This window comes from Flavobacterium sp. 316 (assembly GCF_000967805.1).
GTDB classification, from domain to species: domain Bacteria; phylum Bacteroidota; class Bacteroidia; order Flavobacteriales; family Flavobacteriaceae; genus Flavobacterium; species Flavobacterium sediminilitoris.
Genome location: NZ_JYGZ01000003.1, coordinates 45,469 through 61,072, shown reverse-complemented (window position 1 = coordinate 61,072; position 15,604 = coordinate 45,469). Strand labels below are relative to the sequence as shown.

General features: G+C 32.8%; 21 protein-coding genes. 19 read left to right on the top strand and 2 right to left on the bottom strand.

Going from position 1 to position 15,604, the window contains the following annotated elements:
* Complete coding sequence (locus SY27_RS06530) at positions 1 to 3,240, bottom strand: SusC/RagA family TonB-linked outer membrane protein (protein WP_045968449.1); 3,240 nt, start codon at positions 3,238 to 3,240, stop codon at positions 1 to 3.
* A gap of 95 nt (positions 3,241 to 3,335) precedes the next feature.
* Complete coding sequence (locus SY27_RS06525) at positions 3,336 to 4,985, bottom strand: membrane protein (RefSeq protein WP_045968447.1); 1,650 nt, start codon at positions 4,983 to 4,985, stop codon at positions 3,336 to 3,338.
* Between the two features lie 249 nt (positions 4,986 to 5,234).
* Here SY27_RS06525 and rpsL point away from each other — a divergent pair, with 249 nt between their 5' ends.
* From rpsL to rpsH, 19 genes are all read left to right on the top strand, one after another.
* Positions 5,235 to 5,642 carry a 30S ribosomal protein S12 gene (gene rpsL, locus SY27_RS06520; protein ID WP_045968445.1) on the top strand — a complete coding sequence of 136 codons (408 nt, stop codon included), beginning with the start codon at positions 5,235 to 5,237 and terminating at the stop codon, positions 5,640 to 5,642.
* Positions 5,643 to 5,667: 25 nt separating this feature from the next.
* On the top strand, positions 5,668 to 6,144 hold the full coding sequence (gene rpsG, locus SY27_RS06515) for a 30S ribosomal protein S7 (RefSeq protein ID WP_045968443.1): 477 nt from the start codon (positions 5,668 to 5,670) through the stop codon (positions 6,142 to 6,144).
* Between the two features lie 17 nt (positions 6,145 to 6,161).
* Positions 6,162 to 8,318, top strand: coding sequence for an elongation factor G (fusA, locus tag SY27_RS06510; RefSeq protein ID WP_045968441.1), 2,157 nt, complete (start codon positions 6,162 to 6,164; stop codon positions 8,316 to 8,318).
* Between the two features lie 10 nt (positions 8,319 to 8,328).
* On the top strand, positions 8,329 to 8,634 hold the full coding sequence (rpsJ, locus tag SY27_RS06505; RefSeq protein WP_045968439.1) for a 30S ribosomal protein S10: 306 nt from the start codon (positions 8,329 to 8,331) through the stop codon (positions 8,632 to 8,634).
* A gap of 232 nt (positions 8,635 to 8,866) precedes the next feature.
* Positions 8,867 to 9,484 carry a 50S ribosomal protein L3 gene (gene rplC / locus SY27_RS06500; RefSeq protein WP_045968438.1) on the top strand — a complete coding sequence of 206 codons (618 nt, stop codon included), beginning with the start codon at positions 8,867 to 8,869 and terminating at the stop codon, positions 9,482 to 9,484.
* Positions 9,484 to 10,113, top strand: a complete 630-nt coding sequence (gene rplD, locus SY27_RS06495; protein ID WP_045968436.1) for a 50S ribosomal protein L4 — start codon at positions 9,484 to 9,486, stop codon at positions 10,111 to 10,113. Before rplC ends, rplD begins: the two co-directional genes overlap by 1 nt.
* A gap of 7 nt (positions 10,114 to 10,120) precedes the next feature.
* Positions 10,121 to 10,411, top strand: a complete 291-nt coding sequence (gene rplW / locus SY27_RS06490; protein WP_045968434.1) for a 50S ribosomal protein L23 — start codon at positions 10,121 to 10,123, stop codon at positions 10,409 to 10,411.
* Between the two features lie 6 nt (positions 10,412 to 10,417).
* Complete coding sequence (gene rplB, locus SY27_RS06485; protein WP_045968432.1) at positions 10,418 to 11,242, top strand: 50S ribosomal protein L2; 825 nt, start codon at positions 10,418 to 10,420, stop codon at positions 11,240 to 11,242.
* Positions 11,243 to 11,252: 10 nt separating this feature from the next.
* Positions 11,253 to 11,531, top strand: coding sequence for a 30S ribosomal protein S19 (gene rpsS / locus SY27_RS06480; protein WP_045968430.1), 279 nt, complete (start codon positions 11,253 to 11,255; stop codon positions 11,529 to 11,531).
* 9 nt (positions 11,532 to 11,540) lie between these two features.
* A complete protein-coding gene (gene rplV, locus SY27_RS06475) occupies positions 11,541 to 11,951 on the top strand; it encodes a 50S ribosomal protein L22 (RefSeq protein ID WP_045968428.1) in 411 nt (136 codons plus the stop codon).
* 8 nt (positions 11,952 to 11,959) lie between these two features.
* Positions 11,960 to 12,682, top strand: a complete 723-nt coding sequence (rpsC, locus tag SY27_RS06470; protein WP_045968426.1) for a 30S ribosomal protein S3 — start codon at positions 11,960 to 11,962, stop codon at positions 12,680 to 12,682.
* Between the two features lie 19 nt (positions 12,683 to 12,701).
* Positions 12,702 to 13,121 (top strand): 50S ribosomal protein L16, encoded by a 420-nt coding sequence (gene rplP, locus SY27_RS06465; RefSeq protein ID WP_045968424.1) that lies wholly within the window; start codon positions 12,702 to 12,704, stop codon positions 13,119 to 13,121.
* Positions 13,122 to 13,133: 12 nt separating this feature from the next.
* A complete protein-coding gene (gene rpmC, locus SY27_RS06460) occupies positions 13,134 to 13,325 on the top strand; it encodes a 50S ribosomal protein L29 (protein ID WP_045968423.1) in 192 nt (63 codons plus the stop codon).
* Positions 13,326 to 13,342: 17 nt separating this feature from the next.
* A complete protein-coding gene (gene rpsQ / locus SY27_RS06455; RefSeq protein WP_045968420.1) occupies positions 13,343 to 13,600 on the top strand; it encodes a 30S ribosomal protein S17 in 258 nt (85 codons plus the stop codon).
* Positions 13,601 to 13,602: 2 nt separating this feature from the next.
* Positions 13,603 to 13,971, top strand: coding sequence for a 50S ribosomal protein L14 (gene rplN / locus SY27_RS06450; protein ID WP_007803649.1), 369 nt, complete (start codon positions 13,603 to 13,605; stop codon positions 13,969 to 13,971).
* Positions 13,972 to 13,982: 11 nt separating this feature from the next.
* On the top strand, positions 13,983 to 14,297 hold the full coding sequence (gene rplX, locus SY27_RS06445) for a 50S ribosomal protein L24 (RefSeq protein WP_045969261.1): 315 nt from the start codon (positions 13,983 to 13,985) through the stop codon (positions 14,295 to 14,297).
* A 2-nt stretch (positions 14,298 to 14,299) separates the two neighbouring features.
* Positions 14,300 to 14,851 (top strand): 50S ribosomal protein L5, encoded by a 552-nt coding sequence (gene rplE, locus SY27_RS06440; RefSeq protein ID WP_045968416.1) that lies wholly within the window; start codon positions 14,300 to 14,302, stop codon positions 14,849 to 14,851.
* 3 nt (positions 14,852 to 14,854) lie between these two features.
* Positions 14,855 to 15,124, top strand: coding sequence for a 30S ribosomal protein S14 (rpsN, locus tag SY27_RS06435; RefSeq protein WP_045968415.1), 270 nt, complete (start codon positions 14,855 to 14,857; stop codon positions 15,122 to 15,124).
* Positions 15,125 to 15,195: 71 nt separating this feature from the next.
* On the top strand, positions 15,196 to 15,594 hold the full coding sequence (gene rpsH / locus SY27_RS06430; RefSeq protein WP_045968414.1) for a 30S ribosomal protein S8: 399 nt from the start codon (positions 15,196 to 15,198) through the stop codon (positions 15,592 to 15,594).
* Positions 15,595 to 15,604: the final 10 nt, after the last annotated feature.

Here is a 15,604-nt window from a genome sequence, read left to right as displayed (position 1 = left end):
TTAAAATTTGACTCTTAAATTTAAAGCGACCCTTTTAGTTGTAGGTAGTGGTCCTGATTGATATCCTTGTAAGTTACCAGCACTTAATCCAGCTTCAGGATCAGCATCAGGTAAATTTTTGTCTATAATCCAAAGATTACTTCCTGAAAGTCCTAAATAGAGTTCTTGAATTTTATCACCAAAAAACTTTTTGTTAAATGAATAACCTAGAGTTACTTCTCTAAGTTTTACATAAGAGGCATCATATACGTAGTCTGAATTTGCGGATCCTAAATATCCGAAAGATCCGTCTAATCCATTGCTTGTATCTAGTCTAATGTTGTTTGGAGTGCCATCAGCAAAAACACCAGGAAGTATTATTCCTCCACCATCTGCAATCGTGTTTCTAATTGGATTTCCTAAGTCATTGGTTCCTACGGTATTGTTGTATAAGCCAGTGCCTTCACCATACCATCTGTCTAAAGAAAATACTTTTCCTCCTTTTTGAACATCAATTAAAAAACTGAAAGAAAGATTTTTATAAGTGAATAAATTGTTGATTCCTCCATTCCAATCAGGGATAAAACTTCCTAAGTTTTTATCATTTGTAGAAGTGATTACGTATTTACCTGTGGTGTCATCAACTATTCTTTGTCCATTCAAATAAACATAATCAGACCCTTGAATCATACCGTATGGCTGACCAACGGCTGCATTTACTGAGACACCTCCTTGGAAATTCCCAAGTTGATAGTTTGAAATGCCAGGAGCTAGTTCTTTTACTTCATTTACATTTTTAGACCAGTTTGTAGTAATGTTCCAAGTGAAGTTTTCGTTTTTGATTGGAATTAAATTTACTGTAGCCTCAATACCTCTATTTTCAATGTTACCTACATTTGTAAATACTCGAGTGTTTCCCGCTGCTTCAGATACTGGAATGTCAACAATTTGATTTAGTGTGTTTGTTTTGTATAGTGATAGGTCAAATGAGATTCTTTTTTGCAGAAACTGCATTTCTAAACCTAATTCCCAACTCTTTGTTCTCTCTGATTCTAAGTCTGGGTTGTATTTAGTAGAATTTACGGAGTATATGTTATTACCTTCTCCAAAAGGAGACGGTTTTGCATAAGTGTCTATAATTCTTGCGAACGGAGCATCGTTACCTACTTCAGCATATCCTAAACGTAACTTTCCTAATGATAACCATTTTGCATCCATTAAATTAGAAAAAACAAAACTAGATGATACAGACGGGTAGTAATATTCGTTGTTCTCTTTTGGTAGAGTAGAAGATACATCTCTTCTGATTGTTGCGTCTAAGAACAAGAAACTATCATATCCTAAAGAAGCACTAAGATAGTATCCATTAACACCTATATTAACTTCTGTTTCTATAGGTGTTTCAACTTTATTGTAAGAATTTGTAATAGCAAAAAGGTTTGGAACATATAAACCTCCAGAAGTTGAAGCTAAAATTGAATTTATTTTTTGTCTTCTTATATTTATTCCAGCTATACCTTTTAAATTCAACTTTTCAGTAATGTCTTTATTGAAGTTTAACATTAAATCATAATTGAATTCTGAATAATTTCTGTTAAATTTTTGGTAACCGGAAGATTCATTTGATTGTGCTATTCCAAAAGGATTTCCTCCATAAGAACCATTAGCTAGTCTTTCTTCTTGTATTTCAGCATAGGTGTCAATAGAAACTCTTCCAGTAACATCTAACCATTCAGTTAATTTGTAATTTAGGCTAGTATTTCCTACAAATCGGTTTCTAGTATCATTTTGAAAGCTTTCGTATCTTTCAAAGTACGGATTGTTCCAGTATGCTGGTCTTAAATCATTAGGTCTATTTGCATTCCAAGTATAATTTTTACGAGTGCTAAAATAAATATCTCTTAATTCTTTTAAGTCTACATTTGTTGCCCACCATTGTCTAAAATTAGACATAATATTACCATTATATCCTGTTCCGTTTCTTCCTAGTGTTTTGGTGTTGATATAATTCCCGAAGAAACTAGCTGTTAACTTGTCGCTTAACTTGTAATTTGCATTACCAATGAATGTGTTTTTGTCTTGTTTGCTATTTGGTAGTAATCCAGTTGCAGAAAGATTTGTATATGAAAGGGTAAATGATCCTTTGTCATTTCCATTGTTTATTGAGATTGAATTTGATCTAGTGATAGGAGTGTTAAAGAATTCTAAAGGTCCATTTTTTGCTTTTTGCCATGTTGTTGCTTTTTGATAGTTTGGAGATTCAGGAACAAATGAACTCCATTGGAAAACTTGTAAGTTTGAATCAAAAGCTGGTCCATAAGATGCATCATCGTTAGTTCTTACAGATGTGTCGTTGATTCCGTCTCCATCAATGTCATAGTTAGTTCTAAATGCTGGAGCAGATCCAAAATAGCCTTGACCATATTCATTTTGATATGTAGCGAATGTTGATTTGTCAACAGAACCAACACTAACACTAGAATTGAAAGTTATTCCTAATCCATTTTTGTTTCCCTTTCCTTTTTTTGTAGTAATCATAATAGCTCCGTTGGCAGCTCTTGAGCCATATAAAGCTGTTGCAGCAGCTCCTTTTAATACGTTAACCGATTCAATATCATTTGGATTAATATCGGCAGCAGCATTTCCATAGTCATATCCTATCCTTCCAGTTAATTGATTAGCACTGTTAGTGTTTGAATTGTCTAAAGGTACACCATCAATTACAAAAAGTGCTTGATTATTTCCATTAATAGATTTGTATCCTCTGATTACAACATTTGTTGAGCCTCCAAGATTGTTATTTGTTTTTACTTGTAATCCAGAAACTTTTCCTGAAAGACTGTTTACGAAGTTAGTGGAAGGTAGTTTGTTTACTTCTTCTCCTTCAATTTTTTGTGTTCCATAACCTAAAGATTTTTTTTCTCGACTTATCCCAAGAGCTGTTACAACAACTCCTTCTAGAGTTGTTACGTCTTCAAGCATTTTAACATTTAATGTTGATGAATTAACAACAACTTCTTGTGTTTTCATGCTGATATAGCTGAAAATCAAGGTGGTTCCTTGTTTTACGCTAATTCTAAAATTTCCATCAAAATCAGACTCAGTACCATTTGTGCTTCCTTTTTCTAAGATTGAAACACTTGGTAAGGGTTGTCCGTTTTGATCTGTAACTGTTCCGGAAACAGTTGTTACTTGGGCGAAAATAAATTGCCCTAACATTATTACTAAAAAAGTTAGTAATCCGTTAAACTTAGATTTCATATTTGTTTATTTGAATTAGTTGTTCAAAATTCAAAAAAAAAATATTGTAATCCTAATAAATTTTAATGTTTTTTTAACATTTCACATAAAATTTATTAAAAGTTTGTTTTAAAACTAATTTGAATAATTGAATTTGAAAGTTTGATAGCTTGGTTTTTTGTTGACCCATTTGAATAAATTAAATGGAATAATCCATTTTTTGTTAATATTTCAAAGCCTATTCCTATTCCTAGTAATTGATTTTCTAGTTTTGATGTTTTATCTTGAATATATCCGTAGTCTAAGATTGAATGTATGTGTATTGTAGGTGAAAGTAAGTATCGGTATTCGGAAATTACACTCATGAATGTATTTGCTTGTAATGAATTTTCTCTGAATCCTCTGATTGAATTAATCCCTCCAAAACGGTATAATTCATTTATTACAAATTGATTACTGTCAAGGTAAAAAGATTGGTTTTTTATAAAAATTGTGTTTTTTTGATTTAAATTTATGATATGACTTGCTTCTAGTTGAATGAAAAATTGTTTTTCTTTTTTAATGTTTGTTTTTCTATTTCCTATTCCAGTATTGAGTGAAAAAAAAGTTTTTTCTGGGTAAAAAAAGTTTTCTTTATTTTTTTTTGAGTATTCAAAGGTTAATGTGTAGAATTTACTTTTGTAATTGGATAATGAATTAGTATTTATGTTTTGAATATCTACCGAAGTGGTGTTTTGGATGCCTAGGTGTATTTTTTTATTTAATGTAAAATAGTATCCCAAATCGAGTTTTGATTGTGTATTTTGAAATAAACTATCCTGTTTGAATATTTTTAAATTTGCTTTTATTCCGAAAGATGTTTTGAATAGATAAGGTATTTCTGTGTTAAGAAAAAAGGATGTTTGGTTGTTTCCGTCATTTTTCCAATATAAGTTGAATTTTTCTGCTGAATTCAAGATATTTTGTAAGGAGAGGTCAAGGTAGCCATTGAAAGTTAGATTGTTTTCTTTGTCATTTGAGAAGCCAATAAATCCATCAAATTTATTTGGTTTTGATTTTTCTAAATAAGTGAAAATTTTTGTACTGTCTTTCGTGAATAATATTTCAGGATATTTTTTTTGATTGACAAAGTTAAATTGGTTTAAATCTTTATAGATGGTAGATACTAAATCTTGATTAAAAGTTTTGTTTTTTAATTTTTTATTAAAATTGGTTTTGATATTTTTAGGGAAATTATTGTATCCTAATATGATAAGTTCGTCAAATGTTCTTTTAGAGTTTAATTTTATTATTAAATCAGAGGTTAGGTGGTTGTTAATTATGTTTTGGTTTGTTAACTGTATTTTGGCTAAGGAAAATCCTTTTTGTTCTAGTGTGCTTAGGTTGTGTTGTATCCAAGATTGAGTCTCTTGAATAGGAATTGATATGGTGTCTTTTTTGAGATTAAGTAAAGTTTTGTTTTCTCCTATATATATATTAATGAAAGAAGTTTTTTCTCCAATATTGTAATTGAATAAAAATGTACTGTCATTTATTTTTGTTTGCTTTACTAAAAAGTATTCAAAATACCCAAATTTAGTAAGTGTTGAGTCGAATTCTTTAATTGTGCTGATTATAGAAGAAATATCTTTGTGTTTTTTTAAGTAATTTATGCTGTCTATTGTTTTTGTCTCGTTTTTTGTACTTCCTTCGATTTTTAAATTAAAATTTTGCCCATTAGATAAATGAGTATTGATAAAAAAGAGTAAAATATAAAGTTTTTTCATTGTTGTAAAATAACGTAAAAAAATAAAATAAATTTCATTCTAAGTACATGTAGATGTTGATTTTTATGTTTTTTAGAGAGGTGTTGTGGTTTTAGAATAATAGATTTAGTGTTCTAGTGGAAGGTTGCTATGTGTTGATAATGTTGAAAATAAATAAATTAGATTTGTTTTGTAATAAATAATGACTACATTTGCAGCCCCTAAAAAGTGTTAGGGAGTTAAATTTATTAGTAATAATTATAAACAATTATGCCAACAATTCAACAATTAGTAAGAACTGGAAGAGCCAAAATAACTAAGAAGAGTAAATCGGCTGCTTTAGATTCTTGTCCTCAAAGAAGAGGGGTTTGTACGCGTGTTTATACCACAACACCAAAAAAACCAAACTCGGCAATGCGTAAAGTTGCTCGTGTTCGTTTAACAAATGGTAATGAGGTAAATGCTTACATTCCTGGAGAAGGACACAATCTACAAGAGCACTCGATAGTATTAGTTAGAGGTGGAAGAGTAAAAGATTTACCAGGTGTGCGTTACCACATCGTTCGTGGAGCATTAGATACTGCAGGTGTTGCAGGTAGAACACAACGTAGATCTAAGTATGGAGCAAAACGTCCAAAACCAGGACAAGCTGCAGCAACAACTGGAAAGAAAAAGTAATTTAAAAATCTTTTAAAGAAAAGACATGAGAAAAAGAGCGGCCAAAAAAAGACCCCTTTTACCAGATCCAAAATTTAACGATCAGTTAGTAACGCGTTTTGTGAATAACTTAATGTGGGATGGTAAAAAATCAACAGCTTTTAAAGTTTTTTATGATGCATTAGATATCGTAGAGGCTAAAAAGCAAGATGCAGAAAAGACTGCGTTAGAAATTTGGAAAGATGCATTAACAAATGTTATGCCTCACGTAGAAGTGCGTTCACGTAGAGTGGGTGGAGCTACATTTCAAATTCCAATGCAAATTCGTCCAGATAGAAAAATTTCATATTCTATGAAATGGATGATTCTTTATGCGAGAAGAAGAAATGAAAAATCGATGGCTAATAAGTTGGCTTCTGAAATTTTAGCTGCGGCTAAAGAAGAAGGTGCTGCGGTTAAGAAAAGAATGGATACTCATAAAATGGCAGAAGCTAATAAAGCTTTCTCTCACTTTAGATTTTAATTCATAAAATATTAGAAATGGCTAGAGATTTAAAATATACTAGAAATATTGGAATTGCAGCTCATATTGATGCTGGTAAAACAACAACAACAGAGCGTATCCTATTTTACACTGGAAAATCACATAAAATTGGTGAAGTACACGATGGTGCTGCAACAATGGACTGGATGGCACAAGAACAAGAAAGAGGTATTACTATTACTTCTGCTGCGACAACTTGTGAGTGGAATTTTCCAACTGAACAAGGTAAGGTTTTACCTGAATCACAAGCATATCACTTTAATATTATTGATACTCCTGGACACGTTGACTTTACTGTAGAGGTAAATCGTTCTTTACGTGTATTAGATGGTTTGGTTTTCTTATTTAGTGCTGTTGATGGTGTTGAGCCTCAATCTGAAACTAACTGGAGACTTGCTGATCAATATAGAGTACCTCGTATGGGGTTTGTTAATAAGATGGACCGTCAAGGGTCTAACTTTTTAGCTGTTTGTGATCAAGTTAAAGATATGTTGAAATCAAATGCGGTTGCGATTACATTGCCAATTGGAGAGGAAAATGATTTTAGAGGAGTTGTTGACTTAGTGAAAAATCAAGCTATTGTATGGCATGATGAAACACAAGGGGCTACTTTTGATATTATTGATATTCCTGCTGATATGGTTGATGATGTGAAGCATTATCGTTCAATTCTTATCGAAGAGATTGCTACTTATGATGAAAATCTTTTAGATAAGTATATGGAGGATGAAAACTCTATTACAGAGGATGAAATTAACAAAGCATTGCGTGCTGCTACTATCGATATGGCTATCATTCCTATGATTGCAGGTTCTTCTTTTAAAAATAAAGGAGTACAATTTATGTTAGATGCTGTGTGTAAATATTTGCCTTCTCCGATGGATAAAGAAGGTATTGAAGGTATTCATCCTGATGATCAAGATTTATTAGAGGAAGATCAAAAGAAAATTTTACGTCGTCCTGATCCGAAAGAGCCATTTGCTGCTCTTGCATTTAAAATTGCTACCGATCCTTATGTTGGTCGTTTAGCTTTCTTCCGTGCTTATTCGGGTCGTTTGGATGCTGGTTCTTATATTTTGAACACACGTTCAGGGAATAAGGAAAGAATTTCGCGTATTTATCAAATGCATGCTAACAAGCAAAATCCAATCGAATATATTGAGGCTGGAGATATTGGAGCTGCTGTAGGATTTAAAGATATCAAGACTGGAGATACAATGTGTGATGAAAAGCATCCAATTATTCTTGAGTCGATGAAATTCCCTGATCCAGTAATCGGTATTGCGATTGAGCCTAAAACAAAAGCTGATGTGGATAAAATGGGTATGGCTTTAGCTAAATTAGCTGAAGAAGATCCAACATTTACAGTTAGAACAGATGAAGCTTCTGGTCAAACCATTATTTCAGGTATGGGTGAGCTGCACTTGGATATCTTAGTTGATCGTATGAAACGTGAATTTAAGGTTGAAGTGAATCAAGGTGAACCTCAAGTTGAATATAAAGAAGCATTTACAAGATTGGCTAATCATAGAGAGGTTTATAAAAAGCAATCAGGAGGTCGTGGTAAATTTGGAGATATTGTATTTACATTAGAGCCTGCTGAAGAAGTGGATGGTAAAGTTCCAATGGGATTACAGTTTGTTAATGCTGTAAAAGGAGGAAATGTTCCTAAGGAGTATATTCCGGCTGTTGAGAAAGGTTTCCGTGAGGCAATGAAGACTGGACCATTAGCTGGTTATGCTGTGGATAGTTTAAAAGTTACTTTAACGGACGGATCTTTCCACCCTGTGGATTCTGATGCATTATCTTTTGAATTAGCTGCTAAATTAGGGTATAAAGAAGTGGCGAAAGCTGCTGGAGCTGTTATTCTTGAGCCTATCATGAAAATTGAAGTTATTACTCCTGAAGAAAACATGGGTGATATTGTTGGAGATTTGAACCGACGTAGAGGTCAAGTTAATGATATGGGTGATAGAAATGGTGCAAAAACAATTAAAGCTGATGTGCCATTATCTGAAATGTTTGGATATGTTACTACTTTAAGAACTTTATCTTCAGGTAGAGCAACTTCAACAATGGAATTTTCACATTATGCTGAAACTCCTTCTAATATTTCAGAAGAAGTTATTAAGAAAGCTAAAGGTAACGCTTAATTTTAAGAAAATGAGTCAAAAAATTAGAATAAAACTAAAATCATACGATCATAATTTAGTAGATAAATCTGCTGAAAAAATCGTTAAGACTGTAAAAAGTACAGGTGCTGTAGTTACTGGGCCTATCCCATTACCTACAAATAAAAAAATCTTTACTGTTTTACGTTCTCCTCACGTAAATAAAAAATCAAGAGAACAATTCGAATTAAGTTCGTATAAGAGATTGTTAGATATCTATAGTTCTTCTTCAAAGACTATTGATGCTTTGATGAAATTGGAATTGCCAAGTGGAGTTGAAGTAGAGATTAAAGTATAATTTCTTAACTGCTTAGCAGTATAAATATTAAAAACCGTTTGTAATTTAAAATTGCAACGGTTTTTTTAATATCTCTCAATTAAAAAGGTTATGTTTTTTGTTAAAAATAAACATAACTAATTATTTTTGCGAGAATTAAAAAATAATTATATATTTGCACCCTCAAAATGAGGATTGTGCATATATGTTGTTATATGTAAAAAAATGAGTTTAATTAATTAATTAGTTTTATATGTCTGGGTTAATCGGAAGAAAAATTGGCATGACTAGCATCTTTGATGAGAACGGGAAGAATATTCCTTGTACTGTAATTGAAGCTGGTCCATGTGTAGTTACCCAAGTCAGAACCGATGGGGTTGACGGGTATAGTGCTCTTCAACTTGGTTTCGATGACAAAACTGAAAAGCATACAGTTAAAGCAGAAGAAGGTCACTTCAAGAAAGCTGGAACAGTAGCTAAGAAGAGAGTTGTTGAGTTCAAGTATTTTGAAGAAGAACACAAATTAGGTGAAGTTCTTACAGTGGATTTATTTACTGAAGGAGAATTTGTAGATGTTCAAGGAGTGTCTAAAGGTAAAGGTTTTCAAGGGGTTGTTAAACGTCACGGATTTGGTGGTGTTGGTCAAGCAACTCATGGTCAACATAACCGTTTAAGAGCGCCAGGTTCTGTAGGTGCATCGTCTTATCCTTCTAGAGTATTCAAAGGAATGCGTATGGCTGGAAGAACGGGAGGAGAGAATGTTACAATTCAAAATCTTAAAGTTTTAAAAGTTGTTGCTGACAAAAATCTTTTAGTTGTTAAAGGATGTGTGCCAGGGCATAAAAACTCTTATGTAATCATTCAGAAGTAATGGAAGTAAAAGTATTAGATTTTAACGGAAAAGATACTGGAAGAAAAGTACAACTTTCTGATTCAGTATTCGCAATCGAACCAAATAATCACGCGGTTTATCTTGATGTTAAGCAGTATTTAGCAAATCAAAGGCAAGGTACTCATAAAGCTAAAGAGAGAGCAGAAGTTGCTGGAAGTACGCGTAAGATTAAGAAACAAAAAGGAACAGGAACTGCTCGTGCAGGTAGTGCTAAGAATCCTTTATTTAAAGGAGGAGGTACTGTTTTTGGACCTAGACCAAGAAGTTATTCATTTAAATTGAATAAAAACTTGAAAAGATTAGCTAGAAAATCTGCTTTATCATTAAAAGCAAAAGAATCTAGTTTGATTGTTTTAGAAGACTTTACATTTGAAACTCCAAATACTAAAAATTTCATTAATGTGTTGAAAGCTTTAGGATTAGATAATAAAAAATCTTTATTTGTGTTGGGAGATATAAATAAAAATGTATATTTGTCGTCACGTAATTTAAAAACCTCTAAGGTTGTAACTTCTTCAGAATTAAGTACTTATGCAGTTTTAAATGCAAATAGTTTAGTTGTTTTGGAAGGTGCTTTAGCTGGAATTGAAGATAATTTAAGTAAATAATAAGGTTATGAGTATCATTATTAAGCCAATTATAACTGAAAAAATAACTAAAGATGGTGAGCTTTTTAACCGTTTTGGTTTTGTAGTTGATAAAAAAGCAAATAAAATTCAAATCAAAAATGCAGTTGAAGCTGTGTATGGTGTGAATGTTGTTGCTGTTAATACTATGAATTATAGAGCGGATAGAAGTGTAAAATACACTAAAAGTGGTTTGATCAGTGGAAAAACAAACGCATATAAGAAAGCGGTTGTTCAAGTACAAGAAGGAGAAACAATAGATTTTTATAATAATATCTAATAGAAAATGTCAGTTAGAAAATTAAAACCTATTACCCCAGGTCAGCGTTTTAGAGTTGTTAATAGCTTTGACACTATTACAACTGATAAGCCGGAGCGTTCATTGATCGCACCGAAAAAAAACTCTGGAGGTAGAAATAGTCAAGGAAAGATGACCATGCGTTATGTTGGTGGTGGTCACAAACAAAAATATCGTATAATAGACTTTAAAAGAACTAAAGTTGGTGTTCCAGCTGTAGTTAAAACTATTGAATATGATCCAAATCGTTCAGCTTTTATTTCATTATTAGCGTATGCAGATGGAGCTAAAACTTACATCATCGCTCAAAATGGTTTAGAAGTTGGACAAACTGTAGTTTCTGGTGCTGATGCTTCTCCAGAGATTGGAAATGCATTGCCTTTAAGTAAAATTCCTCTAGGTACTGTGATTTCATGTATTGAATTAAGACCAGGTCAAGGAGCTGTTATTGCTCGTTCTGCAGGAACTTTTGCTCAGTTAATGGCAAGAGATGGTAAGTACGCAACAATTAAAATGCCTTCTGGAGAAACAAGATTAATCTTGTTAACTTGTTCGGCAACAATTGGTGCAGTATCAAATTCTGATCATCAATTAGTTGTGTCAGGTAAAGCTGGTAGATCTAGATGGTTAGGTAGAAGACCTAGAACAAGACCAGTAGCAATGAACCCTGTTGATCATCCAATGGGTGGTGGTGAAGGACGTTCGTCAGGAGGTCATCCACGTTCGAGAAAAGGTTTACCTGCTAAAGGTTATAGAACTCGTTCTAAGGTTAACCCGAGTAATAAGTATATTGTAGAACGTAGAAAGAAATAATTAGATAGACATGGCACGTTCATTAAAAAAAGGACCTTATGTTCACTATAAATTAGAGAAAAAAGTTCAAGAAAATATAGAGAAAGATAATAAAGCTGTTATCAAAACTTGGTCAAGAGCTTCAATGATTACTCCAGATTTTGTTGGGCAAACTATTGCAGTGCATAATGGTCGTCAATTTGTACCTGTTTACGTTACTGAAAACATGGTAGGTCATAAATTAGGAGAATTTTCGCCAACTAGATCTTTTAGAGGTCATGCTGGTGCAAAAAATAAAGGTAAAAAATAATAAGAAGCTATGGGAGTTCGTAAAAGAGAAAGAGCAGAGCAGATTAAAGAAGCAAAAACACAAGTTGCGTTTGCTAAGTTAAATAACTGCCCTACTTCACCTAGAAAAATGCGCATTGTAGCAGATTTAGTTAGAGGTCAGAAGGTAGAATTAGCTCTTAATATATTAAGATTTAATAGTAAAGAAGCTTCTAGAAAATTAGAAAAACTGTTATTATCTGCGATAAATAATTATCAACAGAAAAATGCAGATGCTAGTTTAGAAGAAGCAGGCTTATTTGTAAAAGAGATTAGAGTTGATGGTGGTGCGATGTTAAAAAGACTTCGTCCAGCTCCTCAAGGTCGTGCACATAGAATTAGAAAGCGTTCTAATCACGTTACAATCGTGTTAGGATCAAATAATAACACACAAAGCAATTAATAAACAGTATGGGACAAAAGACAAATCCAATAGGAAATAGACTTGGTATCATCAGAGGATGGGACTCAAACTGGTATGGAGGAAATGATTATGGTGATAAAATCGCTGAAGATTTTAAAATCAGAAAATATATCCATGCGCGTTTATCAAAAGCGAGTGTATCAAAAGTAATAATCGAGAGAACTTTAAAACTTGTAACCGTTACTATCACTACTGCTAGACCTGGTATTATTATCGGAAAAGGTGGGCAAGAGGTAGATAAGTTGAAAGAAGAACTTAAGAAAATTACTGATAAGGAAATTCAAATCAATATTTTTGAAATCAAGAGACCTGAATTAGATGCGTATCTTGTAGCAAACAGTATTGCTCGTCAGATTGAAAGTAGAATCTCTTATAGAAGAGCTATTAAAATGGCGATTGCTGCTGCAATGAGAATGAATGCTGAAGGAATTAAAGTTTTAATTTCAGGTCGTTTGAATGGTGCTGAAATGGCACGTTCAGAAGGTTTTAAAGATGGAAGAATTCCATTATCAACTTTCAGAGCTGACATCGATTATGCATTAGCTGAAGCTCATACTACTTATGGTAGAATGGGAATCAAAGTATGGATAATGAAAGGTGAGGTTTACGGTAAAAGAGATCTTTCTCCGTTAGTAGGTATGGATAAACAAAAATCCAAATCTTCAGGATCATCTGGAAAAGGTAAACCAAATGCACGCAAAAGAAAGTAATTTTTTAAATTAAAGAAAAATGTTACAGCCTAAAAGAACAAAATACCGTAAGGTACAAAAGGGTAAAATGAAAGGTGTATCTCAAAGAGGTCACGAACTTTCTAATGGAATGTTTGGAATTAAATCTTTAGATTCAACTTTCATTACTTCTCGTCAAATTGAGGCAGCTCGTATTGCTGCTACTCGTTTTATGAAAAGAGAAGGACAGTTATGGATTAAAATATTTCCAGATAAGCCTATTACAAAGAAACCACTTGAAGTACGTATGGGTAAAGGTAAAGGTGCAGTTGAGTATTGGGCTGCAGTTGTGAAACCTGGAAGAATCATGTTTGAAGTTGGAGGAGTGCCTCTTTCTGTTGCAAAAGAAGCTTTACGTCTTGCTGCACAAAAACTTCCAGTTAAAACTAAGTTTGTTGTTGCTAGAGATTTCGAAGCATAATCAAAAAATATTATGAAACAATCAGAAATAAAAAATCTATCTGCAGCTGAGTTACAAGAAAAACTTAGTGAGTTAAAGAGAACGTATGCTGACTTAAAAACAGCTCATACTATTTCTCCAATTGAAAACCCTCTTCAAATAAGAACTATTAGAAGAGCTGTTGCTAGAGTTGCAACAGAGATAACTAAAAGAGAGTTACAATAATTGTATTCTGCTGAAAGATGGAAAAAAGAAATTTAAGAAAAGAAAGAGTTGGTGTTGTTACTAGCAATAAAATGGAGAAATCTATTGTTGTTTCTGAAACAAGAAGAGTAAAACACCCTTTATACGGTAAGTTCGTGTTGAAAACTAAAAAATATGTTGCACACGACGAAACAAACGACTGTAATATTGGAGATACTGTAAAGATCATGGAAACAAGACCTTTAAGTAAATCTAAATGTTGGAGATTAGTTGAAATCATTGAAAGAGCGAAATAATTATGGTACAACAAGAATCAAGATTAAAAGTAGCAGATAACACGGGAGCTAAAGAAGTTTTAACTATCCGTGTTTTAGGAGGAACGAAACGTCGTTATGCCTCTGTTGGAGATAAAATTGTAGTTTCTATTAAAGATGCAACGCCAAACGGAAACGTGAAAAAAGGTGCTGTTTCAACTGCAGTTGTTGTACGTACTAAAAAAGAAGTGAGAAGAGCTGATGGATCTTACATCCGTTTTGACGATAACGCATGTGTATTGTTAAACGCTGCAGGTGAAATGAGAGGTACTCGTGTTTTTGGTCCGGTTGCCAGAGAACTTCGTGAAAAACAATTCATGAAAATTGTATCATTAGCACCAGAGGTGCTTTAATTCTATAAATGATGACAAAGCTAAAAATTAAATCTGGAGACGTAGTAAAAGTAATCGCTGGTGACCACAAAGGTTCTGAAGGTACTGTATTACGCGTTATCCGTGACAAAAATAAAGCGGTAGTTGAAGGTGTGAACATGGTTTCTAAACATACGAAACCAAGTGCGAAAAACCCTCAAGGTGGTATCGTTAAGAAAGAAGCTCCTATTCATATTTCTAATTTATCATTAATTGATCCAAAATCAAAATCAATTACTAAGGTAGGTTTTAAACAAGAAGGAGATAAGAAAGTAAGGTTTTCAAAAAAATCTAATCAAGTATTATAGTAATGGCTTATATACCTAGATTAAAAGAAGAATATAAGAGTAGAGTGATCTCTGCTCTTACAGAAGAGTTCGGTTACAAAAATGTAATGCAAGTTCCTAAACTTGAAAAAATTGTTGTAAGCCGCGGTGTTGGTGCAGCTGTGTCAGATAAGAAATTAGTTGATTATGCTGTAGAAGAAATGACGAAAATTACTGGTCAAAAAGCAGTTTCTACAATCTCTAAAAAAGATGTTGCATCTTTTAAATTGAGAAAAGGAATGCCTATTGGTGCTAAAGTAACTTTACGAGGTGAAAGAATGTATGAGTTCTTAGACAGATTGATTACATCTTCATTACCACGTGTAAGAGACTTCAATGGTATTAAGTCTACAGGTTTTGACGGAAGAGGTAATTATAACCTAGGAGTTTTAGAGCAAATCATTTTCCCAGAAATTGATATTGATAAAATTAATAAAATTTCTGGTTTTGATATTACTTTTGTAACTTCGGCAAATACAGATAAAGAAGCAAAATCATTATTAGCGGAATTAGGTTTACCTTTTAAAAAGAATTAAGATATGGCTAAAGAATCAATGAAAGCCCGTGAGGCGAAAAGAGAAGCGTTAGTAACTAAATATGCTGAAAAAAGAAAAGCTTTGAAAGAAGCTGGAGATTATGAAGCATTACAAAAATTACCTAAAAATGCATCTCCAGTTCGTTTACACAATCGTTGTAAGTTAACAGGAAGACCAAGAGGTTATATGCGTCAATTTGGTATTTCTCGTGTTACTTTCCGTGAAATGGCTAACCAAGGATTAATTCCAGGGGTTAAAAAAGCAAGCTGGTAATAAAAAATTTTAATTGGTTTCAGGTTCGCTAGAATAGTTCTAGCGAAAACCAAAACCGCAAATTCATACATATGTATACAGATCCTATTGCAGATTTTCTTACGAGAGTTAGAAATGCAGTTAGAGCAAATCACAAAGTAGTTGAGATTCCTGCTTCTAACTTGAAAAAAGAAATCACAAAGATTTTATTTGATCAAGGATATATTTTAAGTTACAAATTTGATGATAGTGGTGTTCAAGGCACTATTAAAATCGCTCTGAAGTACGACAAAGAAACTAAAGAGTCAGTAATTAAAGATATCCAAAGAATTAGTAAACCAGGTTTACGTAAATATGCTGGCTCTACTAAATTACCAAGAATATTAAACGGTTTAGGTGTTGCAATTGTTTCAACTTCTAAAGGAGTAATGACAGGTAAGCAAGCTAAACAGCTTAATGTTGGTGGAGAAGTAATTTGTTACGTATATTAATAATAAAGAC